The 22,256-nt window shown below is 72.1% G+C and carries 21 protein-coding genes; 7 read left to right on the forward strand and 14 right to left on the reverse strand.

The features are described 5' to 3' along the window. Positions 1–3 precede the first annotated feature (3 nt). From ACZ37P_RS13950 to ACZ37P_RS13965, 4 genes are all read right to left on the reverse strand, one after another. Positions 4–444, reverse strand: coding sequence for a MarR family winged helix-turn-helix transcriptional regulator (locus ACZ37P_RS13950; RefSeq protein WP_391163538.1), 441 nt, complete (start codon positions 442–444; stop codon positions 4–6). 112 nt (positions 445–556) lie between these two features. Further along, positions 557–1,330 carry a DUF899 family protein gene (locus ACZ37P_RS13955; RefSeq protein WP_467346592.1) on the reverse strand — a complete coding sequence of 258 codons (774 nt, stop codon included), beginning with the start codon at positions 1,328–1,330 and terminating at the stop codon, positions 557–559. A 120-nt stretch (positions 1,331–1,450) separates the two neighbouring features. Continuing rightward, positions 1,451–1,936: a MarR family winged helix-turn-helix transcriptional regulator gene (locus ACZ37P_RS13960; RefSeq protein ID WP_467346593.1), complete on the reverse strand. Its 486-nt coding sequence runs from the start codon at positions 1,934–1,936 to the stop codon at positions 1,451–1,453. Then, entirely contained in the window at positions 1,930–2,640 is a 711-nt protein-coding gene (locus ACZ37P_RS13965; protein ID WP_355340621.1) for an SDR family oxidoreductase, read from the reverse strand. The genes ACZ37P_RS13960 and ACZ37P_RS13965 overlap by 7 nt, the downstream gene beginning before the upstream one ends. 287 nt (positions 2,641–2,927) lie before the next feature. Between ACZ37P_RS13965 and ACZ37P_RS13970 the strand changes: the two genes are divergently transcribed. Then, the gene (locus tag ACZ37P_RS13970; protein WP_401308983.1) at positions 2,928–3,641 is read left to right on the forward strand and encodes a GAF and ANTAR domain-containing protein; all 714 of its coding nucleotides are present in this window, start codon (positions 2,928–2,930) and stop codon (positions 3,639–3,641) included. Between the two features lie 5 nt (positions 3,642–3,646). Further along, positions 3,647–4,396 carry a GAF and ANTAR domain-containing protein gene (locus ACZ37P_RS13975; protein ID WP_355340616.1) on the forward strand — a complete coding sequence of 250 codons (750 nt, stop codon included), beginning with the start codon at positions 3,647–3,649 and terminating at the stop codon, positions 4,394–4,396. Between the two features lie 3 nt (positions 4,397–4,399). Here the strand turns inward: ACZ37P_RS13975 and argS are convergent, their stop codons facing one another. Then, positions 4,400–6,184 carry an arginine--tRNA ligase gene (gene argS / locus ACZ37P_RS13980; RefSeq protein WP_467346595.1) on the reverse strand — a complete coding sequence of 595 codons (1,785 nt, stop codon included), beginning with the start codon at positions 6,182–6,184 and terminating at the stop codon, positions 4,400–4,402. A gap of 226 nt (positions 6,185–6,410) precedes the next feature. On the opposite strand from argS, the gene lysS reads away from it, so the two are divergent. Continuing rightward, positions 6,411–8,150 carry a lysine--tRNA ligase gene (gene lysS, locus ACZ37P_RS13985; RefSeq protein WP_355340610.1) on the forward strand — a complete coding sequence of 580 codons (1,740 nt, stop codon included), beginning with the start codon at positions 6,411–6,413 and terminating at the stop codon, positions 8,148–8,150. A 97-nt stretch (positions 8,151–8,247) separates the two neighbouring features. Here the strand turns inward: lysS and ACZ37P_RS13990 are convergent, their stop codons facing one another. From ACZ37P_RS13990 to ACZ37P_RS14000, 3 genes are all read right to left on the reverse strand, one after another. Beyond that, on the reverse strand, positions 8,248–9,942 hold the full coding sequence (locus ACZ37P_RS13990) for a DUF2637 domain-containing protein (protein ID WP_467346597.1): 1,695 nt from the start codon (positions 9,940–9,942) through the stop codon (positions 8,248–8,250). Between the two features lie 163 nt (positions 9,943–10,105). Further along, positions 10,106–10,813 (reverse strand): DUF3558 domain-containing protein, encoded by a 708-nt coding sequence (locus tag ACZ37P_RS13995; protein ID WP_467346599.1) that lies wholly within the window; start codon positions 10,811–10,813, stop codon positions 10,106–10,108. A gap of 37 nt (positions 10,814–10,850) precedes the next feature. Further along, positions 10,851–11,762, reverse strand: a complete 912-nt coding sequence (locus ACZ37P_RS14000) for a hypothetical protein (RefSeq protein WP_467346600.1) — start codon at positions 11,760–11,762, stop codon at positions 10,851–10,853. 168 nt (positions 11,763–11,930) lie between these two features. Here ACZ37P_RS14000 and ACZ37P_RS14005 point away from each other — a divergent pair, with 168 nt between their 5' ends. Continuing rightward, positions 11,931–13,124, forward strand: coding sequence for an RtcB family protein (locus tag ACZ37P_RS14005; protein ID WP_355340599.1), 1,194 nt, complete (start codon positions 11,931–11,933; stop codon positions 13,122–13,124). Positions 13,125–13,237: 113 nt separating this feature from the next. On the opposite strand, the gene ACZ37P_RS14010 is transcribed toward ACZ37P_RS14005, so the two are convergent. After that, positions 13,238–14,962: a methyltransferase gene (locus tag ACZ37P_RS14010; RefSeq protein ID WP_467346602.1), complete on the reverse strand. Its 1,725-nt coding sequence runs from the start codon at positions 14,960–14,962 to the stop codon at positions 13,238–13,240. Between the two features lie 173 nt (positions 14,963–15,135). Beyond that, a complete protein-coding gene (locus ACZ37P_RS14015) occupies positions 15,136–16,299 on the reverse strand; it encodes a 4-hydroxybenzoate 3-monooxygenase (RefSeq protein ID WP_467346840.1) in 1,164 nt (387 codons plus the stop codon). Positions 16,300–16,597: 298 nt separating this feature from the next. Between ACZ37P_RS14015 and ACZ37P_RS14020 the strand changes: the two genes are divergently transcribed. Next, a complete protein-coding gene (locus ACZ37P_RS14020) occupies positions 16,598–17,146 on the forward strand; it encodes an isochorismatase family protein (protein ID WP_401308997.1) in 549 nt (182 codons plus the stop codon). Between the two features lie 92 nt (positions 17,147–17,238). On the opposite strand, the gene ACZ37P_RS14025 is transcribed toward ACZ37P_RS14020, so the two are convergent. Then, the gene (locus tag ACZ37P_RS14025) at positions 17,239–18,009 is read right to left on the reverse strand and encodes an SGNH/GDSL hydrolase family protein (protein WP_391123983.1); all 771 of its coding nucleotides are present in this window, start codon (positions 18,007–18,009) and stop codon (positions 17,239–17,241) included. A 509-nt stretch (positions 18,010–18,518) separates the two neighbouring features. On the opposite strand from ACZ37P_RS14025, the gene ACZ37P_RS14030 reads away from it, so the two are divergent. Further along, positions 18,519–18,926 (forward strand): nitroreductase/quinone reductase family protein, encoded by a 408-nt coding sequence (locus ACZ37P_RS14030; protein WP_391052078.1) that lies wholly within the window; start codon positions 18,519–18,521, stop codon positions 18,924–18,926. 21 nt (positions 18,927–18,947) lie between these two features. Here ACZ37P_RS14030 and ACZ37P_RS14035 read toward each other — a convergent pair whose 3' ends face one another. Next, positions 18,948–19,478 (reverse strand): MarR family winged helix-turn-helix transcriptional regulator, encoded by a 531-nt coding sequence (locus ACZ37P_RS14035; RefSeq protein ID WP_402711249.1) that lies wholly within the window; start codon positions 19,476–19,478, stop codon positions 18,948–18,950. 40 nt (positions 19,479–19,518) lie between these two features. On the opposite strand from ACZ37P_RS14035, the gene ACZ37P_RS14040 reads away from it, so the two are divergent. After that, complete coding sequence (locus ACZ37P_RS14040; RefSeq protein WP_467346605.1) at positions 19,519–20,460, forward strand: EamA family transporter; 942 nt, start codon at positions 19,519–19,521, stop codon at positions 20,458–20,460. On the opposite strand, the gene ACZ37P_RS14045 is transcribed toward ACZ37P_RS14040, so the two are convergent. Further along, positions 20,438–21,292: a hypothetical protein gene (locus ACZ37P_RS14045; RefSeq protein WP_355340581.1), complete on the reverse strand. Its 855-nt coding sequence runs from the start codon at positions 21,290–21,292 to the stop codon at positions 20,438–20,440. The two genes, ACZ37P_RS14040 and ACZ37P_RS14045, sit on opposite strands and share 23 nt — an antisense overlap. Next, positions 21,289–22,059, reverse strand: coding sequence for an SDR family oxidoreductase (locus ACZ37P_RS14050; protein ID WP_355340578.1), 771 nt, complete (start codon positions 22,057–22,059; stop codon positions 21,289–21,291). The genes ACZ37P_RS14045 and ACZ37P_RS14050 overlap by 4 nt, the downstream gene beginning before the upstream one ends. Positions 22,060–22,256 lie beyond the last annotated feature (197 nt).

The following is a 22,256-nucleotide window of genomic DNA, read 5'->3' on the forward strand; positions in this document are numbered from 1 at the left end:
GCGTCAGACGGCCTGGGCCAGCCGGTCGAGCAGGGGTGCCGCCGCCGCGAGCTGTGCCAGTTCGGCCGGGGTGAACGCGCCGCTGGTCAGGGCCCGGGTGATCTGCTCGGTGCGCGCGTTGCGCTTGTCCTCCAGCGCCCGTCGGCCCGCCTCGGTCACCGTCAGCACCACGCGCCTGCCGTCGTCCGGGTCCTGGCCGCGGTCGACCAGGCCGCGGTCCCGCAGTCCGGCGAGGGTGGTGCCCATGGCCTGGGCGGTGATCTGCACCTGCCGGGCCAGGGCGGAGGAGGTCGTGGGGCCCGAGCGGTTCAGGAGCGACAACGCCGTCCGCTCGGGCATGGTGAGGCCCCCGCCGGTGGGCACCTGCCGGGCGCGGCGCACCAGTGCGCCGACGCCGGTCAGGAGGGAGGCGGCGACGGCTGCGGGGTCCAGATCCTCGTTCATGTGCTAAGGCTACCTTATCAACCTGCCTTATCTGTTTTTCGTCTCACGGAAGTGAGGGCGGGGGCGGGGTGGCGTGCGGGCGGGCGGGCGCGTCAACGGCGTCCGCGGCGCGTCAGTGGTGTTCGCCGCCGCGGCCCAGGGTCTGCTCGGCGGTCACGCCGGGACGCGTCCACTGCGGTACGGGCCGGCCGGTCGGGCCCCAGGTCGCGTTCCCGTCCACGTCCGCGCGCCAGTACCAGCACGGACCGTTCCCCTCGGGCCAGCCCTCCGGCGTGTCCTGCCACGCCTCGCGCCGCCCGTACGGCGTCATGTCCAGCAGCGCGAAGCTCCCGCTGGCCGCCTCGGTGCCACGGCCCGTCGTGTCGTACGTGAGGAACGTACGGTCGCCGTCGCGCAGGTAGGAGGTGAGGTGGCCCATCGCCCCGCCGACCGGCGCGGCCACGTCGCGCACCGAGTACCAGGGCTCGGTGTAGCCCATGAACTCCATGAACGGCGGGACCTCCTCCCAGCGTCCCGTCGTCAGCACGGCCCACGAGATGCCGCGCGCGTTCAGATACGCGGCGTCCTTCATGTGCCACGCCGTGACCGTGCACCCCTCGCACTGGCCCTGGTGCGGCGCCCCGTCGTGCCACATGTGCTTGTAGACCAGCAGCTCGTTGCGCCCCTGGAACAGGTCCCTGAACGGCACCGGGCCCTGCGCGCCCGTCACCTCCACCGACCCGTCGAACTCCACCATCGGCAACCGGCGCCGCGCCGCCGCGATGGCGTCCCCCTCGCGCGTATGGGCCTTCTCCCTGACCAGCAGCTCGTCCCGCGCCGCCTGCCACGTCTCCATGTCCACCACCGGCGGCCGTCCGCCGCCCGCTTCGCCCTGGGTGCTCGTCACGATGTCCTCCGCGCTCTGTCGTGAGTGTTCTCGGCCGTGTCGTCGGCCGTGCTTTCGGCCGTGTCCGGCGCCGGATTTCCGGCGGCGGTCACTACAGGAGACTCGGGGCGGGCCCGGAACTCATCGCGGAGGTTCGGCGGGGTCGGCTGGTTCGGCGGATTCGGTCGCGGAGGTGAGGCGGGTCAGGAGGGCGGTGAGGTGGGCGAGGTCTTTCCGGGAGAGGGCGGAGAGGGCCGGCGGGGGGCGGTGGAGGATCGCGTCGGCGGTGGCGATGGCGTCGTGGCCCGCCGGGGTGAGGGTGACGAGCTTGCGGCGGCGGTCGGCGGGGTGGGGGAGGCGTTCGACCAGGCCGTGGGATTCGAGTTTGTCGACGATCAGGGTGGTGTAGGGGGCGTCGGCGCCGATGGACGCGGCGAGTTGGGTGAGGGTCAGGGGCGCGTCGCGCAGGAGGAAGAGGGCCTTGCCGCGTCCGGCGCCGAGCCGGAACCCGAGGGCTTCGGCCAGCTCGCCGTGGCGGTTGTGGGCCTCGACGAAGCCGTGCATGAGGGCCCAGACGGTCTCGGCGGAGGGGGCGGCGGGTTCCGCGTCCGGGGGCGGGGTCACCATGCGACGGTGTTGCCGAGGTAGTCGACGTAGTGCAGGCCGGGGCTGTCCCGGAGGGAGTCGAGCGTCCTGACGACGTTCGGAATGCTCTCCTCGACGGTCAGCCGCCCGCCGGGTCCGCCGACGCCGATGCGTACCCAGCCGGGCGCCATCAGCACCAGCGGCCGGGACTCGCCCTCGTGCCGCGCCGCGTAGCTGCGCATGAAAGTGTTCAGCGCGGCCTTGCTGCCCCGGTACACCTCGTGCCCGCCGCGCTCGTTGTTGGCCACGCTGCCCTGGCCCGAGGACATGACCCCGATGGTGCCGGTCCCGGTCACGAGGTCCGAGAGCGTTTCGACGACCCGCAGCGGGCTCAGCGCGTTGGTCACCATGACCCGCACGAATTCCTCGGTCGACGTCTCCGCCACCGTCCCCTCGGGCTCGTTCGTGACGCCCGCGTTCACGAAGAGGAGGTCGAAGACGCGCCCCTCCAGCCGCTCGCGCACCGCCGTGACCTGCTCGGGGACCGTGACGTCCACCGTCTCGATCTCGACGCTGTCCGGGTGCGCCTCGGCGAGGTCGTGCAGCTCCGTCCGCCGGGTGCCGCGCACGGTCGCGACGACGTGCCACCCCTCGCGCTGCCACTCCCGCGCGAGGGCGAGGCCGAGGCCGCGGGAGGCGCCGATGAGCAGGACGCGCTTGCCGGATGCCGAATTGGTTGTAGTCATAACAATGATTGTGGGTCGTATAACTACCCGCGTCAAACGGAGCCGGGACTCCCCGAGCCGGGGGTTTCGCGGCGCGCGCGGCCCCGACGACGTACACCGTCAACGTGGCGTGCGCCCGTGACCTCCGGAAAACGGGGCGATCGCGCACGCAGGGGATAAGGTCGGCGGGCGCACGGCGTCCGTCGTCCGTACAACACCCGGCTGAGGGGACGCCATGCGGGTGGCCGCTCGGACAGATCAGCCGCAGGACAAAGGGTGTTGGGCGCTGAGCCGTGATCAGTGACGCGATGGCGGAAGCACTGGTGTCGCTGCGCCGGGGCGAGTGGCCGCAGCGGGCGCGTCTCGCGGCCGTGGCGCTCGGGGTGGACGGCGTGTCGACGGCCCTGGCGGGGGACACCTCGCCGCGGAAGACCCCGGGGAGCCGGGAGGCGGCCGAAGTGCTCTGGTGCTCCGGCCCGTTGAGCCGTGCCTTCGAGGACTTGCAGTACACGGTCGGCGAGGGCCCGGCCGCCGACGCCGTACGTACCGGCCACGCCGTCCTGGCACCCGACCTGCGCCGCGTGCGCGCCGACCGCTGGCCCGCGCTGGTGCCGGAGGCCGAACGGCTGCCGGTCCGCGCGGTGTTCTGCTTCCCGATCGCGCTCGGCGCCATCCGGATCGGCGTGCTGACCGCCGTACGCGCCACGGCCGGGGCGCTCGGCACCGAACAGACCGGCGACGCCCTCGTCCTCGCCGACGCGCTGGCCGCCCGCTACCTGGGGGACGAGGGCGGCGCCGAACTGCCCGGCACGCTGTACAGCGCCGTCGTCCACCAGGCGGCGGGCATGGCGAGCGTGCAACTCGGCCTCCCGCTCGCGGACGCGCTCCTGCGGCTGCGGGCGCACGCCTTCCGGAGCGGGCGGCCCATCCGCGTCGTGGCGCATGATGTGGTGGCCAGACGGCTGCGCCTCGATGTCAACGGCGACGGCACCCTCCCCTCCACCGCAGCAGACAAGGACTGATCCCCATGACGCGTGTGCAACGCCTCACCGAAGTCTTCGTGGAGGTCGCCGACTCGCTCACCGACGACTTCGACATCATCGACTTCCTCCAGCGGCTCGCCCAGCGCTGCGCGGAACTGCTGGACATCGCGACGGTCGGCATCCTGCTCGTGGACGAGCACGGCACGCTGCACCCGCTGGCCGCGTCCGACGAGAGCACCCGGCTGCTGGAACTCTTCGCGTCCCAGCACGACCAGGGCCCGTGCGTGGAGTGCTTCCGCACCGGCGACGCCCGCATCGACGTGGACCTGACCGCGCCGATCACCCGGACCCGCTGGCCGCACTTCACCACGCGGGCCACCGAGGCCGGATTCGTCCGCACCCACGCCTTCCCGATGCGGCTGCGGCAGCGGGTGGTGGGCGCGCTCAGCCTCTTCCAGCGCGAGTCGACGCCGATCAGCGAGGAGGACCGGCTGCTGGCGCAGGCGCTCGCGGACATCGCCACGATCGCGATCCTCCAGCAGCGGACCCTGGAGCGCAGCCAGGTCGAGCGCGTGCAGCTCCAGACCGCGCTGACCAACCGGATCGTGATCGAGCAGGCCAAGGGCGTGCTCGCCGAGCGCTGGGGTCTGTCGGTGGACGACGCCTTCGGCGCCTTCCGCCGCTACGCCCGCGCGCACCACCTGCGGCTCGCGGCGCTCGCCTACGACGTCGTCCAGGGGGACTTCGACACAGCGGCGATCTTCCGCGAGCCGGAGGGGCCCGAGGGGTCCTAGCTCCTAGAGGCGCTCGGGGGTACGGATACCGAGCAGCGTCAGACCCTGCCGCAGGGTGCGAGCGGTGACGTCGCAGAGGAAGAGCCGGTTCTCCACCACGGCGGGGCTGTCCGCCTTGAGGACCGGGCACTGCTCGTAGAACGTCGCGAACGCCGAGGCCACCGAGAAGAGATACGCGGCGAGCTTGTGCGGCTCGTACGTCTCCGCCGTCGAGGCCAGCGCCTCGCCGAACTCGTCGAGCAGCAGCCCCAGCGCGCGCTCGGCCGGTGCCAGCGGCAGCTCGGGGTGGGCCGCGGGCCGCGCGTCGCCCGAGCGCCGGATGATCGACTGGATCCGGGCGTACGCGTACTGGATGTACACGCTCGTGTCGCCGTTGAGCGACACCATCCGGTCCAGGTCGAAGACGTAGTCCCGGCCCAGGGACGTGGACAGGTCCGCGTACTTCACCGCGCCGATGCCGACCTCGGCGCCGCGCTCGGCGACCTCCGCGTCCGACAGCTCGCCCTTGGTGTCCTTCTCCTTGACGACGGCCGTCGCCCGCTCCACCGCCTCGTCCAGCAGGTCCTCCAGCTTGACGCTCTCGCCCGCCCGGGTCTTGAACGGCTTGCCGTCCTTGCCGAGCACCGTGCCGAACGGGATGTGCTTGACGGTGACCTCGTCGGTCAGCCAGCCCGCCCGCCGGGCGGTCTCGAAGACCATCCGGAAGTGCAGCGCCTGCCGGGCGTCCACCACGTACAGCAAGGTGGTGGCGTGCAGATTCTGCGTCCGGTCCCGCACCGCCGACAGGTCGGTGGCCGGGTAGCCGAAGCCGCCGTCGGACTTGCGGACGATGAGCGGGACCGGCTCGCCGTCCTTGCCCTTGATGTCGTCGAAGAACACGCACAGCGCGCCGTCGGACCGGACCGCGACACCGGACTTCTCCAGCAGGTCGCTGGTCTCCACCAGCATGTCGTTGTACCCGGACTCGCCGACGATGTCCTCGTCCTGGATCGCGATGTCGAGCTTGTCGTAGACGGAGTGGAAGTAGATCAGCGACTCGTCGACCAGCCACTGCCAGATCTTCAGCGTCTCCGCGTCGCCCGACTGGAGCTCGACCAGCCGCTTGCGGGACCGGTCCTTGAACGCCTCGTCGGAGTCGAAGAGCGTCCGCGACGACTTGTAGAGCCGGTCGAGCCGGGACATCGACGCCTCACCGGCCACCGCGGAGTCCGCGGTGATCTGCGTGCTCTCCAGCTCGTCCGGGTGCTCCATTAGGTACTGGACGAGCATGCCGAACTGGGTGCCCCAGTCGCCGATGTGGTGCCGCGGGATCACCGTCTCGCCGCTGAACCGCAGAATCCGCACGATCGCGTCGCCGATGACGGAGGACCGCAGGTGCCCGACGTGCATCTCCTTGGCGACATTCGGCTGCGCGTAGTCGATGACGGTGGTGCCGGGGTGCTCGGCCAGGGGTACGCCGAGCCGGTCGTCCGCGGCCCGCAGCGCGAGGTTGGCGGTGATCGCGGTGTCCGTGACCGAGATGTTGAGGAAGCCGGGTCCTGACACCTCGATCTCGCCGATCAGCCCGTCGGGGCCGTCCGCGGGCAGCCCGGCCAGCACGGCGGCGGCCAGCTCCCGGGGATTGGCCTTCGCCTTCTTGGCGAGGCCCAGCACGCCGTTGGCCTGGAAGTCGGCCCGGTCGCTTCGGCGCAGCAGCGGGTCGGCACCGTCGGCCGACGGCACGGCGGCCGCGAGGGCGGCCGAGACACGCTGCTGGAGTGAAGCGGACAGGGAGGTGACCGAGGCCATGGGTGTGCCGTTCCGTGTGTCGTGGATAGCGGACTTCGCCTCGCGGTGAGGCGAGGTCCCAGTGTCCCACGCGAGCCCCGATGGGCCGAGCCGGTTATCCACAGGTGGGGACGGAGCAGGCGAGTTATCCACAGGCCGGGTTATCCGCTGGCGATCGGGGGCCGGATGTCTGGGAGAATCGGAGCCGTCGGAACACCCCCATCGAACCCTCAGGAAGAAGAGGACCGTGGCTGAGAGCAACGAGGCCGACTGGGTCTCCCGTTTCGCGGACGACGTCATCGCCGAGTCGGAGCGCCGCGCACCCGGGAAACCCGTTGTCGTCGCGTCCGGGCTCAGCCCCTCGGGCCCGATCCACCTCGGGAATCTGCGCGAGGTCATGACCCCGCACCTGGTCGCCGACGAGGTGCGCAGGCGCGGGCACGAGGTCAGGCACCTGATCTCCTGGGACGACTACGACCGGTACCGCAAGGTCCCGGTCGGCATCCCCGGGGTCGACGAGTCGTGGGCCGAGCACATCGGCAAGCCGCTGACCTCGGTGCCCGCGCCCGCCGGGTCCTCGTATCCGAACTGGGCGGAGCACTTCAAGGCGCAGATGGCCGCGTCGCTGGCCGAGCTGGGCGTGGAGTACGACGGCATCAGCCAGACCGCCCAGTATCAGGCGGGCGCCTACCGCGCGCAGATCCTGCACGCGGTGCGGCACCGCGCCGACATCGACGCGATCCTCGACCAGTACCGGACGAAGAAGGCCCCGGCCAAGCAGCAGTCGCAGAAGCCGGTGGACGCGGCCGAGCTGGAGGCCGCCGAGGGCTCGGGCGCGGCGGGCGAGGACGACGGCAGCGGCTCCGGCGTGGGCTACTTCCCGTACAAGCCGTACTGCGCGGTCTGCGGCAAGGACCTCACCACGGTCACCGCGTACGACGACGAGACGACCGAGCTGACGTACACCTGCGCCTGCGGGCACGGGGAGACGGTCCGGCTGGAGGAGTTCGACCGCGGCAAGCTGGTGTGGAAGGTCGACTGGCCGATGCGCTGGGCGTACGAGGGCGTGATCTTCGAGCCGTCGGGCGTCGACCACTCCTCGCCGGGCTCGTCGTTCCAGGTCGGCGGGCAGATCGTCGGCCCGATCTTCGGCGGGAAGCAGCCGATCGGCCCGATGTACGCCTTCGTCGGCATCTCCGGCATGGCCAAGATGTCGTCGTCCAAGGGCGGTGTGCCCGTCCCCGCCGACGCGCTGCGGATCATGGAGCCGCAGATCCTGCGCTGGCTCTACGCCCGCCGCCGCCCCAACCAGTCCTTCAAGATCGCCTTCGACCAGGAGATCCAGCGGCTCTACGACGAGTGGGACGCGCTGGAGCGGAAGGTCGCCGAGGGCACCGCGCTCCCGGCCGACGTCGCCGCGCACAGCAGGGCCGCCCGCACCGCCGCCGGTGAGCTGCCGCGTACCGCACGGCCGTTGCCGTACCGCACGCTGGCGTCCGTCGCCGACATCACCGCGGGCGCCGAGGCCCAGACGCTGCGCATCCTGACCGAGCTGGACCCGGACCGGCCGATCGGCTCGCTGGACGAGGTGCGGCCCCGGCTCGACCGCGCCGAGTCCTGGATCACCACCCAGGTGCCCGCCGAGCAGCGCACCGTGGTGCGCGCCGAGCCCGACACCGCCCGCCTCGCCGCCCTCGGCGACAGCGAGCGCGCCGGGCTCAAGCTCCTGGTGGACGGCCTCGACTCGCACTGGTCGCTGGACGGTCTGACGACCCTCGTCTACGCCGTGCCCAAGGTGCTGGCCGGTCTTGAGCCGGACGCCAAGCCGACTCCTGAGCTGAAGGTCGCCCAGCGGTCGTTCTTCGCCCTGCTCTACGAGCTGCTGGTCGGCCGCGACACCGGTCCGCGCCTTCCGACGCTGCTCCTCGCGGTGGGCGCCGACCGCGTCCGCACGCTGCTGGGCGCGGGCGAGGGCGCGGGCGCGTAAGGGCTCGTACGGCATCGGGGGCGGGACCGCGACCGCGGTTCCGCCCCCGTCGTATGCGTGGCCCCCGGCCTGCGGCCTGTGGTTCACGGCCCCCGGTCTACGGGATGTGCTCGGTGTCCGACTCGGACTGGAAGCGGTAGCGCAGGTCGCGCAGGGACGGGACCAGCTCGCGCTCCTCCGGCGGCGTACCGGTGTACATGTCGGAGAGGTAGCGGGCGAACTGCCGGGCGTTGGGGAAGGTGCCGAATTCGCGGACGTAGCGGCGGTAGGCGCCGAAGAACGCCTCGTCCTGCGAGATGCCGTCGGGGAATTCGAGGCCCGAGACGAATTCCGGCGCCGGAGGCTGCTCCGGCTCGGGTGCGGGCACCGCTTCCGGCTCCGGAGCGGCGTACTGCGGCTCGGGGCCCTGCTGGAAGCGCTGCTGCGCGGCGGCGGCGCTGCCGTTCAGTCCGGAACCGCCCAGCGGGCGCGACCGGTTGGGGCCGGCCGGGACCATGATCTGCGGCTGCTCCGGCTCCGGCTGCTGCTGGATCTGTTGGCCCTGCTGCCCTTGCTGCCCCTGCTGCTGGGCCTGTTGCATCTGCTGCGCCATGAACGCCTGCTGCTCGCGCTGGGCCTGGAGCTGGGCGGCGGCGAACCACGGGCTGTCGTGCGCGCCCGGCGTGTCCTGCTGGGGCCACTCCTGCGGGTACGGCTGCTGGTTGTACTGCTGATACTGCTGGAACTGTTCGAACTGCCGCTGCTCGTACGCCTGTTGGTGCTCGAACTCCGACTGCGGCTGGAACTGCCGCCCGTCCTGGTGCCCCGCCTGCTGTCCGCCCGGTTGTCCGCCCGCGAGTCCGTTCTGCTGGGCGCTTTGCTGCTGCCGGGCCGCCTCCGCGAGGGCCGCGGCCGCCTCGGCCGCGAGGTCGGGAACGCCGTTCGGGAGGGCGTGGCCGTTCACATGGCCGTTCACCGCCCCGTTCACGGCTCCGTTCACCGCCCCGTTGACCGTCCCGTTCGCGGCGGCCTTCGACGGCGCCGCCGTCACCGGCTCCGCGGCCTCCGCCGCGGTCGGCGCGGCCGACTCGGGCCCGGCCGTCAACTCCTTGGCGGGGCGCGTGATCTCGATGCCCGCCGCTTCGAGTCCGGCGTCGGCCGTCTCCGCCAGCGGCACCCCGTACTTCGCCAGCCGCAGCGGCATGATCGCCTCGACCGGGGCCTTGCGACGCCAGGCGACGCCGTACCGCGCCCGCAGCCGCGCCCGGTAGACCAGGCGGTCCTGCTCGCGCCGGATCGTTTCCTCGTACGACCGCAGTTCCCACAGCTTCATCCGGCGCCACAGCCGGAAGGTGGGGATGGGGGCGAGGATCCAGCGCGTGATGCGCACCGACTCCATGTGCTTGTCGGCGGTGATGTCGGCGATCCGCCCGATCGCGTGCCGGGCGGCCTCCACCGAGACCACGAACAGCACCGGGATGATCGCGTGCATGCCGACGCCGAGCGGGTCGGGCCAGGCGGCGGCGCCGTTGAAGGCGATCGTCGCGGCCGTCAGCAGCCACGCGGTCTGCCGCAGCAGCGGGAACGGGATGCGCAGCCAGGTCAGCAGCAGGTCGAGCGCGAGCAGGACGACGATGCCCGCGTCCACGCCGATCGGGAAGACGTTCGCGAACCAGCCGAAGCCCTTGTCCAGGGCGAGCGAGCGCACGGCCGCGTACGAACCGGCGAAGCCGATCCCCGCGATCACCACCGCTCCGGTGACGACCACGCCGATCAATATGCGGTGCGTCCGGGTCAAACGTATCGCGGCCACCCGCGACCCCTCCTACCCCTTGGCTCCAGCCTCACTGGCGGACCGGAGCCGTACCGGCTCCGGCGGGCCCCAGACTGCCATACGGGTGAGAAGGAGAGGCGCGGCGTTGACGAACGAACGCCGTACAAACGCGCGAATACCGGGGCGAGGGGAGCGGGAGTTGTTACGCGTTCGCCGCCGCGACCGCCGCGACGGCCTCCTTCGCCGCCCGTTGCGCACCGCTCTGTACGTCGCCGGCCGACGGGTTCTTCTTGCCTTCGAGGCCCGCGCCGTTGAACTCCACCAGGACCACGACATTGCCGCTGCGGACGACCACCGAGTCGTTCTGCGAGGTGACCTTCGCGACGGTGGCCTTGCTGACCACCGAGGCCGCCTGGTCGCCGAGGCCGGTGAGGGTGGCGGAGGCCGCGCCGGGGACCTGGTTCAACGTGCCGACCTGCTCGGTGTACCGCTTCTCCGCCTGGTCCTCGGCCGTGCCGAGCGCGGTGGAGGACGTGAAGCGCTGAAGGGTGACCGACAGCCAGCGGTACTGGTAGCCGTCCTTGCCGTTGCCCGTCCAGGAGCAGCCGGCGCGCGAGGTGATGTCGTCGGACTTCACCGGGGTGCCGCCGGGCGTCTTGGCCTTCGGCACCAGCGCGTCCACGGTGGCCTGCGTGATCGCCTTGCAGGACGCCGGGAGCGCGGCGAACTTCGCGGGCGCGAGGGTCGGGGTGGCCGAGCCGCCGGACGGGCCGGAACCCGTGGAGGAGGAGGCCGAGGACTTCGCGTCGGATGATCCCGAACCGGACGAGCATCCCGCGAGAGCCATCGCGGGGACGGCCGCACAGGCGAGCAGCAGAGCGAGGCGGGAGGCGGTGTGTCGACGTTCCATGGGGGTCACCCTAAAGGGCCGCGCTGTCGGCCCCCGGTCAGTCCTTGACTTTCCTCAGGAGCTGCTCCGCGACCTGCTGGGCGCCTTTTTGCAGGTCAGCGCTGTCCGGTGGCGTACTGCCACGGGGTGACGACTCCGCGTAAGTGACGGTCACCAGGACGTTGGCGGTGCGGAAAACCAGTGTCACGTCGCGGCGGGGAGGCTGTGCGTGGGGCTTGAGGACGTCATTGATAAATGCGGCGTTTCCCACATCGGTGAGGCGGCGGGGGAGGAGGTCGGTGCCGCCGCCACCGGCCGTGCCGGAACTCGTCGCCGACCCCGTGCTCGTACCGTTGCCGCCGTTCGTACCGCTGCCGGTGGTGGAATTGTTGCCGTTCGTCGTACCGCCGGTCGGCGTGGCGGTCGTCTGCTGGCCGCTCGGGGTGGCGGAGGACGACAGCGGCGGGATCGAGGCGTCGGTCGCCTCGTTGGAGAAGTCGAGGTCGGCCTGGACCTCGTCGCTGACGGCCGGGTCGTACGACACGACGCGTTCGAGGTCGATCTTCAGGGTGTTCGACGTGCCGTCGGCCCGGGTGCCGCGCCAGGAGCAGCCGACCCGGCGGTCCGTGTCGTACGTGAGCGACTCCGAGCCCGCGACGTCGGGGACGGCGGGGACCAGGGACTTGAGCAGCTCCTGGCCGACGGCCGTGCAGGGGGCGGGCAGCGTCTGGTACTTGCCGGGCGGCGCGGGCGAGACCGTGCTCGCACTGCCGCCGCCCGCGAGCTGCGCCTTCTGGTCCGAGGCGGAACCCGCCGAGTCCCCGCCGCCGGTGCACGCGCCGAGCGTGGCCAGGGCCAGCGCCACCGCGGTCACGGCCGTGCCGACGGCGGCCGGGAGGCCGCGTGCCGCCGGAGCACGTCGCGTCGCCTGGGCACCTCGCGCCGCCGGGACACTTCGCGTGGACCGCACTGGGCGGGCCCCCTTCCCCTCAGGTTCTGCCGCTCCCGCGCGCTAAACCTTTGGCGTGAGCGGGTGCGCCGTGGACACAATGTCTACCGCAAGCTTCACCCAAACCACCTCTTGGGGCGGTTTTATCGCGTGAGGCATCCTTGATTTTGCCGTTTACGGGGGATTGTCATGTCTTATACCGAGGTGCCGGGTGTCCGGGTGCCGATCCGGATGTGGACGGACCCGACCACGGTCGAGGACGTCGCGATGCAGCAGCTCCGCAATGTCTCCTCGCTGCCGTGGATCAAGGGCCTGGCCGTCATGCCGGACGTCCACTACGGCAAGGGCGCCACGGTCGGTTCCGTCATCGCGATGCACGGCGCGGTCTGCCCCGCGGCGGTCGGCGTCGACATCGGGTGCGGTATGAGCGCGGTCAAGACCTCCCTGACGGCGAACGACCTGCCCGGCGACCTCTCCCGGCTGCGCTCCCAGGTGGAGCAGGCGATTCCGGTCGGACGCGGCATGCACGACGACCCGGTCGCGCCCGGCCGCTTCCACGGCATGGCGACCTCCGGCTGGGACTCCTTCTGGGACCGTTTCGACGGGCTCGCGGAGGCCGTGAGGTTCCGCGCCGACCGCGCGACCAAGCAGATGGGCACGCTCGGCGGCGGCAACCACTTCGTGGAGGTCTGCCTCGACGAGTCCGGCGCCGTATGGCTGATGCTGCACTCCGGCTCCCGCAACATCGGCAAGGAGCTGGCCGAGTTCCACATCGGCCAGGCGCAGAAGCTCCCGCACAACCAGGGCCTGGTCGACCGCGACCTCGCGGTCTTCGTGTCGGACACCCCGCAGATGGCCGCGTACCGCAACGACCTGTTCTGGGCGCAGGAGTACGCCAAGAAGAACCGCGCCATCATGATGGCGCTCCTCCAGGACGTCATCCGCAAGGAGTTCAAGAAGGCCCGGCCGACCTTCGACGAGGTCATCTCCTGCCACCACAACTACGTCTCGGAGGAGCGCTACGACGGCATGGACCTCCTGGTCACCCGCAAGGGCGCCATCCGCGCGGGCTCCGGCGACCACGGCATCATCCCCGGCTCCATGGGGACCGGTTCCTACATCGTCCGCGGCCTCGGCAACTCCGCCGCGTTCAACTCCGCCTCCCACGGCGCCGGCCGCCGCATGAGCCGGAACGCGGCCAAGCGCCGCTTCACCACCCGCGATCTGGAGGACCAGACCCGCGGCGTCGAGTGCCGCAAGGACTCCGGCGTCGTCGACGAGATCCCGGCCGCCTACAAGCCCATCGACCAGGTCATCGACCAGCAGCGCGACCTGGTCGAGGTGGTGGCCAAGCTGAAGCAGGTCGTCTGCGTCAAGGGCTGACGCGTCGGGCGCACGGCTCCTGGAGCCGTGCCCCCGTGGCGGGTTCCTTCCTACGGCTACGGCTACGGCTATGGCTTCGGCTACGGCTATGGCTTCGTGTGCGGGGGCACGGCTCAGGCCCTGCGGGCGTGCAGGACGGTGCCGTCCAGGGGGAGGGGCGAGCGGCCGACAAGGGTGAGGCCCGCGTCGGCGAACAGCCGGGCGTAGTGGTCGGCGCGGCGTTCGCGACCGCCGACGTTGCACATCATGTGCAGGTCCCAGGCGGTGGCCAGGGAGGCCGAGCCGTCGTCGGGCAGGACGCGTTCCACGACGAGCAGTTCGGCGGCCGGGGACATCGCGCGGGCGCAGTGCCGCAGGATCTCGCGGCAGCGGTCGTCGTCCCAGTCGTGCAGGACGCGGGACAGAATGTAGACGTCGCCGCCCGCGGGCACGTCGGCGAAGGAGCCCGGGAGGAAGGCGCACCGCTCGGTGTGACCGGCCGCGCCGAGCAGGCGGCGGGCGGTCTCGACGGTGTGCGGGCGCTCCAGCAGGACACCGCGCAGGCGGGGGTGTGCGGAAAGGATTCGGCCGAGCAGTTCGCCGTTGCCGCCCGCGATGTCGACCACGGCGGCTCCTTCGGCTCCCTCGGCTTCTTCGGCCGCCGCTTCGGCCGCCCCTCCGGCCGCCGCGACGAGGACCGGGTGGTCGGGCAGCGGGTCGAACATCCGGGCGCCGGCGGCCATCGACTGGTCGAACAGCCCGGCGAGTTCGGGATCGCGGGCGAAGTGCTCGAAGTGGTTCTCGCCGAAGTGCCGTTCGAAGGCGACCTGTCCGGTGCGCACGGTGTGGTCGAGCCCGGCGAAGGACGCGTAGAACGGCCCCCCGTACATCAGCGCCAGCGACCGCATCGACCCCTCGGCGTCCGCCCGCAGCAGCCCGCCGGTGTCCGTGAGCCGGAAGCCGTCGCGGTCCTCGCTCACCACGCCGAGCATGGTGAGGTACCGCAGCAAGGTGGCCAGGTTGGGTGCCAACGCGCCGACCGTGTGGGCCAGTTCGGCCAGGCCGATGCCCCGCTCCCCGTCCATCGCGTCCGCCGCCTCCAGCCGCGCGAACGCGGCCAGCGCCTGCGTCGTCCACGCCCCGGTCAGCAGCCGCAGCAAGGTCTCGGCGGGCTGCCGCGCCCGATGCGCCTCCAAGTGCGCGTCGAGCAGGTCGCGGTGGTCGCCCGGCACGTACAACTCCACCCGCCCGTAACCGGCCTTGGCCTCGGCGGGCGCGGCGAAGTAGAACACCGTGCCGTTCTCGTGCGGGTTGTAGCCGCCGCCGTCGGGCGTCGCGCCGTACTGCCCGAAGGCCGCGCACAGACCGCGCAGCACCAGCGGGTCCGGCGCCTCGACCTCGAAGGCGACATGCGTCTCGTGCTGCCGCGCCCGCTCGTACGCCGCGACCTCGCCGAGGCCGGAGCCCGGTGGCACGGTCAGCGCGAACACCTCGACCGTCCGCCGTACCCCGTCCCGGCACTCCACCGCGGGCCGCAGAATCGCGACGTCCAGCTCCGCCGCGCGCCGCTTGTGCCGTACGGCCAGCCGCTCGCGTACGACGACGCTCGGCGTCGGCGGCGCGTCCGCGACCAGCCCGCAGTCGGCGAGCGTGGCCTCCAACTCCGCCCGGCCGGACGGGAAGACGAGCAGCGCCGCGTGCGAGAAGGCGCAGCGCTCCGCCAGCGCCCGCAACTCCGGGCCGTCGAGCCCGGGAAGCAGGAGCCGGAGCAGCGTGGCGGTGTCCTGCTCCTTGACGAAGTCGACCGTCGCGCGCAGGCGGGACGCGTCGGACGTCTCGCCCGACAGTGCCGTGATCATGTGCGGGGGGACCCTCATTCGTTCCGGGGTTCGGTCGTCCGCGTACGGGTGTACGCGAGACGGGTGCGGGGATGCGGCGGTACGGGATGCGGCGGTGCGGGATACGGCCGCACGTACGGGCGTGCGTGAACGGCGTTGTGCGGGCGGGTGGTTGGGGCGGCGGGCCGGAACGGCTAGACGCCGACGTAGTGCTCGGCGAACCAGTCCTGCTGGCTGCGCGACGTGCGCAGTGAGGCGAGGCGGGCGCGGCGCAGGGAGTTGTGGAACAGCGACTCGCCGTCCGCGCCGGTCGGGCCGTGCAGCAGCCCGATCATCCAGTGCGAGAACTCCTGCGCCCGCCAGATGTGCGTCAGGCAGCGCGCCGAGTAGGCGTCGAGGCCGCGCGGGTCCCCGGCCGTGAGAGCGGCGGCCAGGGCGTCGGCCAGGACCGCCGCTTCGAGTACGGCCAGATTGGCGCCCTTCGCGGCGGACGGGCTGATCAGACCGGCGGCGTCGCCGACGAGGAACAGCGCGCCGTGGCGCAGGGGTTCGAGCACGTCGGACTCCAGGTCGACGACGGACCGCTGGACGAACCGGCCGCGCCGCAGCGGCCCGAACTCCCGCGCCCGCATGCGCAGTTCCAGCTCGTCCCAGATCCGCTCCGCCGGCCACGCGTCGGCCGGGGCGCCGCGCTCGTACTGGAGGTAGTAGCGGGTGACCTCGCTGGTCCTGGCCATGTGCCCGGCGAACCCACGCTCGTGCACCGCGTATCCGACCGCGTCCAGGCTGGGCGGCGCCTCGGCGAGCAGACCGAGCCAGGTCACGCCGTGATCGCGGTGGTGGCGGACGGCGCCGGGCGGCAGCGAACGCCGGGCGGCGCCGTGCCGCCCGTCGCAACCGGCCACGTACCGCGCCCGCCACAGGCCCGGCCGTCCGTCGGCCTCGCGCACGACGACCTCGGGCCGCTCGCCGTCGGCGTCGCGTACGGCCACGGCCTCGGTGCCGAAACGAATCTGCCCGCCCCGTTCCTGGAACCGGGTCAACAGGTCGCTCACCAGGTCCTGTTGGGGGTAGACGGTGTGCGGTTCGCGCTGTCCGAGCGCGCCGTAGTCCAGCCGGAACCGGCCGTCCTCGGTACGGAACTCGCAGGTGCTGTGGGGCTGCCCGCGCCGCCGCAACCCCTCGGCGAGGCCGTGCCGTTCGAGAATCCGTACGGTGTTGGCCGCCAGGAATCCGGCGCGCGCACGGGTCCGCACCCGCGCGGCCCCGGCCCGTTCCAGCACGACGCAGTCGATCCCCCGGTCCACAAGGATGTTGCCGAGCACGAGCCCGGCGGGACCGGCCCCGAGGACCACCACGTCGGTCGCGCTGCCGCCCGTCCCGCTGGTGTGGTCGGCCGGTCGCCGCCGGCTCTTCCCGTCTGTCACGGAACCAGATACTAGGTGGCTGAAAATCGCCCTTCGTACCGGAATCACCTGAATGCGCGGCTCGATACGGCAAAGAGATCGTCGGGCCCGTTGTCAGTGGCGGGGGTTACGGTGGCGGAGACCGGCACGGAGCGTGACGCAGGACGTGACGCAGGACGTGACGCCCGACGTGACGCTCTGTGCGACACAGGGCGTGGGCAGAACGGCGCGTGAGCAAGGGGGAAAGACCATGACCACTCTCAAGAACCGGCCGCACACCGCACTCCTCGTGGTGGACTCGCAGGTGGGCGTGCTCGACGGCTGCCACGAACGGGACGCGGTGGTCGCCAACATCGCCGCGCTGGTCGCGCGGGCGCGGGAGAAACAGGCCCCGGTGGTCTGGGTCCAGGACTCCGGCGAGGACCGGACGAAAGGCAGCGAGCCGTGGCGGATCGCGCCAGAACTGGGCGCGGACGACGCCGAGCCGCACATCGACAAGGTGTACGGCGACTCCTTCGAGGACACCGACCTGGAGGAGGTCCTGGCCGGTCTCGGCGTCGGGCGCCTGATCGTCGTCGGCGGCCAGACCGACGCGTGCGTCCGCTCCACGCTGCACGGCGCGTTCGTGCGGGGATACGACACGACGCTGGTCGGGGACGCCCACACGACGGAGGATCTGACCGAGTGGGGCGCGCCGCCCCCGGCCCAGGTGATCGCCCACACCAATCTCTACTGGAGCTTCCAGGCGGCCCCCGGCCGCACGGCGGGGACGGTCGCGACGAAGGACGTCGAATTCTGAGGCCGCCGCTGCCGCGACGTGCGTACGCGAAGGCCCCCTGCCCGGTGGGGGGTTGAGCGGGCGGGGGGCCTTCGGCCGGGTCGGGGCGGGCGTCAGTCGTTGGCGTTGAGCACCGGCAGGTAGCCGCTGGAGTGGCCGGTCGCGGTCGGGTGGTACGACTCCCAGCTCGGCGAGATGACCAGCGAGTGGAGGTAGGCGTCGCCCGAGCACAGCTCGTGGCCCTTGAACGTGGAGCGGACGTCGCCGAAGGAGAAGCCGTGCGCGGCGGCGCGGGCTGCGGTGGTGGTGTCGAGCACGTCGGCGGCCTCGTCGATCTTGGCGTGCTTGGTGGCGCTGAGGCCGACGCAGAAGGTGTTGAGGGTGTACATGTCGGGGTAGCCCAGGACGACGACGTGCGCCGAGGGGGCCTTGGCGTGGATCGCGTTGTAGACCGCGTCGAGGCGGGCGGGCAGCGTGTTCCTGACGAAGTTCTCCGCCGTGTTCACCCGGTTGACGCAGTCGCTGTCGGAGCCGGTCACACAGGCGGTCATGACGTCGGAGAAGCCCGCGTCATTGCCGCCGATGGTGATGGTGACCAGGCCGGTGGAGGAGTTGAGGGGGCCGAGCTGGTTGTTCAGCACGTCCGAGGTCACCGCGCCGGAACAGGCGGTGTCGGCGAAGGAGGACGGGGCGTGCGCGTTCTTCCACAGGTACGGGTAGGCGCTGAAGCTGCGGTGACAGTCGCCGCTGGCGCTGTCGTAGTTTCCCGCGCCGTTTCCGGCCGAGTACGAGTCGCCCAGGGCGACATAGGCGGGGCCTGCGGCGTGGGCCGGGCTGACGCCCACGAGGGCCAGGGCGGCGCCCATGACCAACGTGGCCAGCATGGAGAGGGACTTGGTGCGGTTCACGGAACCTCCATCGGCGGGACGATCGCTTCAGCGATCACTTCAGCAACGAGTTGCGCCGGGGTGCGCTGAGGTGGACATGTCAAGATGGCTCTGAGCGGTAGACCGCGATGGCGGTGACGGTGGGGGGTGAGGGTGGGGGGTGTGGGGGTGAGTGGGGGGACGGGGTAACGCTCTGATCTCTGGCTGCACAGGGTGTTGCATCAAGCGGCTCCAGCGTCAACGGCCCTGCTGTCGTAAGGATCTACGCGCGAAGAACGCCGCAGGAATCATCCCCAATGATGTGGCTCCGCCAAACATGCTCACGTCAACCCACACCACATCAGCACCATCCCGCCATCCGGCGACGGTTCCGTGTCCACCCTGTGCAACCCCGCCCCGGCCGGGGGTGTCCGCCGGAGGCGGGGGGGTGCCGAGGGGTCGGCGGGGGGTTGGGGTGGGTGGGGGGTAGAAGTGGGGGTGTTGGGTTGGTGCGGGTGGATGAGGGAGTGGTGGGTGTGGCGGGTCGTGGGCTGGTGGTCTGGGGGCAGCGGTGGGTGGTGAATCCGGTGGCGCGGCGGACGGCGGCGTTCACGCCGGGGGCGGCGGTGGTGGAGACGACCGGGCGGGTCAGCGGGAAGCCGCGGCGGACGCCGGTGGGGGGCGCGCTGGAGGGGACCACCTTCTGGTGGGTCAGCGAATTCGGCCGGCAGTCGCAGTACGTGCGGAACATCGAGGCGGACCCGCGCGTCCGCGTACAGATCAAGGGCAAGTGGCACGCCGGCACGGCCACCCTCGTGGACGACGACGACCCGCGTGAGCGGCTGAAGCGGCTGCCGAAGTTCAACAGCGCGGCGGTCCGGGCGTTCGGGACCAACCTGCTCACGATGCGCGTCGACCTCGACCCGGAGGACTGAGTCCGCCACGGACCGGCCGGGTCACTCGCCGGGCGGTTCGACCCGGGCCAGCCACTTCGTCAGCAGGGCTTCGAGCTGCGCGGCCTCGTCGCCGGTCAGGGCGCCCAGCAGGCGGCGCTCATTGGCCATGTGGGCCGTGAAGGCGCGGTCGATGACCTCGCGGCCGTGCGCGGTGAGCGCGACCACCCGGCCCCGGCCGTCGAGTTCGCTGGGGCGCCGGGTCGCCAGACCCGCGCGCTCCAGGCGGTCGATCCGCTTGGTCATCGCGCCGGTCGTGACCATGGTGTGCTCGGCCAGCTCCGAGGGCGCCCGCTCGAAGGGGGCGCCCGCGCGGCGCAGCGCGGCCAGAACGTCGAAGTCGCCCTCGCCGAGGCCGTGTTCGCGGTAGACGACGCACAGCTCCTCGGTGAGGCGGCCCGCGAGCCGGTGCAGCCGGCCGATGACGCCCTGCGGCCGTACGTCCACGTCGGGCCGTTCGCGGGCCCACTCCCGCTGGATCCGGGCGACGTGATCGAGCGGTTCGGGCGAGTCCAGCGATCTGCGTGCGCTCATGCCCTCCACAATACCTTCCGAGGAAGCTACATTAGCTTCCATGGAAGCTAATGTGCGGTGGTCCCTCGTCACCGCCGTCGCCCCGGTCGCCTGGGGCACGACGTACTACGTCACCCGCGAGGCGCTGCCCGCCGACTACCCGCTGTACGGCGCGGTGCTGCGCGCCCTGCCCGCCGGGCTGCTCCTGCTGGCGGTCCGCAGGCGGGCGCCGCGCGGCGCGTGGTGGTGGAAGTCGCTGGTGCTCGGCACGCTCAACATGGGCGCGTTCTTCGCGCTCGTGTACGTCGCCGCGCAGCTCCTGCCGACCAGCGTCGCGTCCACCGTCATGGCCACCTCGCCCGTCGTGATGACGCTGCTCGCCTGGCCGCTGCTGTCCGAGCGCCCGCGCGCGCTGCCGCTGCTCGGCGCCTGCGTCGGCATCGCGGGCGTGTGCCTGATGGTGCTCGACGGCTCGGACGGCATCGACCCGCTCGGCCTGCTCGCGTCCGTCGCCGCCATGACGATGTCCTCGATCGGCTACATCCTGGCCAAGCGCTGGGGCGGCGCCGTGGACGTCCTGTCCTCCACGGCCTGGCAGCTCGTCGCGGGCGCGCTCGTCCTGCTGCCGGTCGCCGCCGCGGCCGAGGGCGCGCCGCCCGCCCTGGACGGCCGCGCGCTGCTCGGCTTCGGCTACGTCACCACGGTCGGTACGGCCGTCGCCTTCGCCGCCTGGTTCACCGGGCTGCGGCACCTCACGGCGGCCGGGGTCGGGCTGATCGGCCTGCTCAACCCGGTCACCGGCGTCCTGCTCGGGACGCTGGTCGCGGCCGAGACGCTGGGCGGGCAGCAGTGGGGCGGCCTGGCGCTCGTCCTGGCCGGTGTCCTGATCGGGCAGCCGGTGACGGCGCGGGCGGTACGGCTCGCGCGCCGCGTACGCCGTGCCCGCAGGGAACGTCATGAGGGCGACACGCGGCCCGCGGCTACTTCCGGAGCACGCCCATGATGTTCCGCGCCGTCTCGATCAGCGCGGGCTGGTACTGGACGAGGTCGGGGGAGAGCGGATAGCCGCCCCCGTCGAGGCCGTTGATGGTGTCCTCGGAGACGTTGACGTCGCTGTAGGCGTTGAGGGTGAGCGAGATGACCGCGCCGCCGTGCAGGATCTTCAGCTCCTGGCCCTCGTCGCTGCGCGTGAGGAAGTACGCCTGGTCGCCGAGTCCCGGCACCGACGAGACCTCGCTCGCGGCCTGGAGGCTGCCGGTCATCATCCGCACCTGGTCCTCGAACTCGACGCGGGGATCGGTCTTTTTGTGCAGGTCGACGGCGACGGCGACGATGTAGGACATCGTGGCGCCCCGCGCGTACGGCGCCTGGGTGGAGAAGTCGCAGGCGACCTGGTCGAGGGCGGGGCCGAGGTGCTGCATCGCGGGCGACGACGTCTCGGGCGTCTCCACCGAGAGCTTCCCCGGGCTGTTGGCCCGAACGGCGGCGGTCAGCGGCTGGAGGGTCGGGCCCTCGCAGGGGCTGTCGGCGATGTGGTAACCGTGCAGGTCCGGCAGGTCGCTGTGGCCCCGGTCGTACACGAACAGGCCGCCCGCCCACAGCGCGGAGGTGACGACGGCCGCGCCGAGCACCCACACCCACGGCGGTCGTACGCGGGAGGCGGCGGCCGGAGGCGGGGGCGGGCCGCCCTCGAAGTCCACGACGAGGTCGGCCGTGCGGCCCGAGGCGCCGGGACCGTCGGCCGTATCGGCGGCGTCGGGCGTGCCGAGCACCCCGTAGTCCGGCTCGCCGCGCTCGTGGGGTCCGCCGCCCGTCAGCTCCGGCTCGGATATCACTGCGGCTCCTCGCGGTGCACCTTGTAGTTGCTGGCCTGCGCGCGCGGGCGCAGCACCAGGAGGTCGACGTTCACGTGCGCGGGCCGGGTCACCGCCCAGGAGACGGTGTCGGCCACGTCGTCGGCGGTCAGCGGCTCGGCGACGCCCGCGTAGACGGCGGCGGCGCGGTCGGCGTCACCGCGGAAGCGGGTCAGGGCGAACTCGTCGGTACGCACCATGCCGGGCGCGATCTCGATGACGCGCACCGGCTTGCCGTTCAGTTCCAGGCGCAGCGTCTCGGCGATCACGTGCGCGCCGTGCTTGGCGGCCACGTAACCGCCGCCGCCCTCGTACGTGGCCAGGCCCGCGGTCGAGGACAGCACGACGACGGTGCCGTCGCCGGAGGCGGTCAGCGCGGGCAGCAGCGCCTGCGTCACGTTGAGCACGCCCAGCACGTTGACCTCGAACATCGCCCGCCAGTCGGCCGGGTCCGCGGTGGCCACCGGCTCGGTGCCGACGGCGCCGCCCGCGTTGTTCACCAGGACGTGCACCGGCGGGTACTGGTCCAGACCCGCCGCGAACGCGTCCACGGCCGCCCGGTCGGTGACGTCCAGCCCGTACACGGACGCCGAACTCCCCTGCTCCGTCAGCTCCTTGGCCAGCGCTTCCAGCCGGTCCGCGCGGCGCGCGGTGAGCACGACATGGAAGCCCGCCTCGGCGAGCTTGCGCGCGGTGGCGGCTCCGATGCCGCTGCTCGCGCCGGTGACCACTGCGGTACGGGGGCTCATGTGGTGCTGCCTTCCACGGACGGTGCCTGCTCGGTTCTGCTCCGGGGCCCCGGGCTCTGCTGTGGCCAGAGCCCTGCTGGGTGTTTTCCCTGGGCAGCAGCAGCATAAGCGGCCGGTTGTCCGGTACCGGGCGGCGCGGGTCGGCGGGTGGCGCTGTGCGGTCGGGCGGGTACGTCACGTGTTTTCGGCCAGCGCCG

The organism is Streptomyces sp. NPDC024632, assembly GCF_055559175.1.

Excerpts from the sequence above, each read along its gene's own strand:
- ACZ37P_RS14040 (WP_467346605.1), top strand. The coding sequence starts at position 19,519 with ATGGAAGCTAATGTGCGGTGGTCCCTCGTCACCGCCGTCGCCCCGGTC.
- ACZ37P_RS13950 (WP_391163538.1), bottom strand. The coding sequence starts at position 444 with ATGAACGAGGATCTGGACCCCGCAGCCGTCGCCGCCTCCCTCCTGACC.
- ACZ37P_RS13975 (WP_355340616.1), top strand. The coding sequence starts at position 3,647 with ATGACGCGTGTGCAACGCCTCACCGAAGTCTTCGTGGAGGTCGCCGAC.
- ACZ37P_RS13995 (WP_467346599.1), bottom strand. The coding sequence starts at position 10,813 with ATGGAACGTCGACACACCGCCTCCCGCCTCGCTCTGCTGCTCGCCTGT.
- ACZ37P_RS14050 (WP_355340578.1), bottom strand. The coding sequence starts at position 22,059 with ATGAGCCCCCGTACCGCAGTGGTCACCGGCGCGAGCAGCGGCATCGGA.
- ACZ37P_RS14035 (WP_402711249.1), bottom strand. The coding sequence starts at position 19,478 with ATGAGCGCACGCAGATCGCTGGACTCGCCCGAACCGCTCGATCACGTC.
- ACZ37P_RS13960 (WP_467346593.1), bottom strand. The coding sequence starts at position 1,936 with ATGGTGACCCCGCCCCCGGACGCGGAACCCGCCGCCCCCTCCGCCGAG.
- argS (WP_467346595.1), bottom strand. The coding sequence starts at position 6,184 with ATGGCCTCGGTCACCTCCCTGTCCGCTTCACTCCAGCAGCGTGTCTCG.
- ACZ37P_RS13970 (WP_401308983.1), top strand. The coding sequence starts at position 2,928 with ATGGCGGAAGCACTGGTGTCGCTGCGCCGGGGCGAGTGGCCGCAGCGG.
- ACZ37P_RS14020 (WP_401308997.1), top strand. The coding sequence starts at position 16,598 with ATGACCACTCTCAAGAACCGGCCGCACACCGCACTCCTCGTGGTGGAC.
- ACZ37P_RS13965 (WP_355340621.1), bottom strand. The coding sequence starts at position 2,640 with ATGACTACAACCAATTCGGCATCCGGCAAGCGCGTCCTGCTCATCGGC.
- ACZ37P_RS14010 (WP_467346602.1), bottom strand. The coding sequence starts at position 14,962 with ATGATCACGGCACTGTCGGGCGAGACGTCCGACGCGTCCCGCCTGCGC.
- ACZ37P_RS14005 (WP_355340599.1), top strand. The coding sequence starts at position 11,931 with ATGTCTTATACCGAGGTGCCGGGTGTCCGGGTGCCGATCCGGATGTGG.
- ACZ37P_RS14025 (WP_391123983.1), bottom strand. The coding sequence starts at position 18,009 with ATGCTGGCCACGTTGGTCATGGGCGCCGCCCTGGCCCTCGTGGGCGTC.